The sequence below is a fragment of the Fusibacter sp. genome, from assembly GCF_057447755.1.
The window spans coordinates 1-1,591 of the sequence record NZ_JBVBZF010000522.1 but is presented as its reverse complement, the minus strand read 5'-3'; the positions used below and the strand labels follow the sequence as shown (position 1 = coordinate 1,591).

Annotated in this window: 2 protein-coding genes; both read right to left on the bottom strand. The window is 38.3% G+C overall.

What is annotated here, in order from left to right:
* A partial coding sequence (locus tag AC220I_RS22360) for a hypothetical protein (protein ID WP_486726081.1) occupies nucleotides 1–256 on the bottom strand: 256 nt, incomplete at its 3' end.
* 225 nt (nucleotides 257–481) lie between these two features.
* The coding region (locus AC220I_RS22355) for a thiamine pyrophosphate-dependent enzyme (protein ID WP_486726080.1) at nucleotides 482–1,591 on the bottom strand (1,110 nt) is incomplete at its 5' end.

The window sequence follows — 1,591 nt, the reverse complement described above, 5'->3', positions numbered from 1 at the left end:
TTATCTCTTCTTGTCCATCTGCATTTACCTTTAAACCATTGAGCAAACCTTCCCAGACCACTGGTATTACAATATCGTTTAAATCGCCAGCTTGAGCGATCTGTGCTCTTAAAATACCACATGTAAATCTTATTTCAAAAATGTCTTCTTGATAAATAGCACCCCATTTTTCCATCTTATCCTTTCGAGTCAAGCTTCGATAGGTTTCAAAGAGGTCACAGTTTAGTCTCGTTTTCATTTTAACAAAATTTTTCATCGCCCTTACCTCCAGATCATAAGTTCATTATATCATAACTTTATTTAAATTCACCAGCTTGTCAAGTGTCATCGCTTCAATGATATTGACCTATCTTAAGACCTATCTCTCTCAAGGTCTTTTAATAAGGCTCACAAAATATGTATTTTTGCACACCAAAAAGGCGATCTCTAACCGAGATCGCCTTTGATATTAAATCATGTGTTGATTATTGAAATGCTTTAATTAATACTCCATTTTAGCCATTCTCTTGTAGCCAGCTAAACGATCTTTTGATTGCTTTTCAGCAATTTCAAAGAGTTCAGTAGCAACTTCAGGGAATTGGTTTTTAAGAGTTGTATATCTTGTCTCACCTAAGATGAAATCTTGGAAGCTTGTTGTAGGATCTTTTGAATCTAAGAAGAATGGATTTTTACCTTCCTCTTTAACTCTTGGATCAAATCTCCATAAATGCCAGTAACCTGCATCTACAGCTTCTTTCATTCTTCTTTGAGTTGTACCCATACCTGTTTTGATACCATGTGCAATACAAGGTGCGTAGCAGATAATTAATGATGGACCATCATAGCTCTCAGCTTCTTGAAGTACTTTTAAGAAGTGAGCTTGGTTAGCACCCATAGATACTTGAGCAACATAAACGTAACCGTAAGTTGTTGCAATCATACCAAGGTCTTTCTTCTTAACTTTCATACCTGATGCAGCAAATTTAGCAACTGCAGCAACTGGTGTTGATTTTGATGCTTGTCCACCTGTGTTTGAGTAAACTTCAGTATCAAATACTAATACGTTTACATTTTCGCCGCTTGCAAGTACATGGTCAAGACCACCGTAACCGATGTCATAAGCCCAACCGTCTCCACCAACGATCCATACAGAACGTTTGATGAGGTAGTCAGAATGATCAGCAGCATATTTTAATGCAGCTTTTGCAGTTGCATCTGTTACGTTGTTGTTTGCAAGTACTTCTAAGATACCAGCAGCTGCTGCTTTAGAAGCGTCTACATCTTCCATACCAGCTAACCAAGCTTTGAAAGGCGCTTTAACAGCTTCGTCGATTGGTAACTCAACTAATGCTTCAAAGTTTTCTTTCATAGTATTTCTGATAGATCTTACAGCGATTGCCATACCGTATCCGTACTCAGCATTGTCTTCAAATAAAGAGTTTGCCCAAGCTGGACCTTTGCCTTCAGCATTTTTAGTGTATGGTGTAGATGGTGCAGAACCACCCCAGATTGAAGAACAACCTGTAGCATTTGCGATCATCATTCTGTCACCGTATAATTGTGTTACAGCTTTCATATATGGTGTTTCACCACAACCAGCACAAGCGCCTGA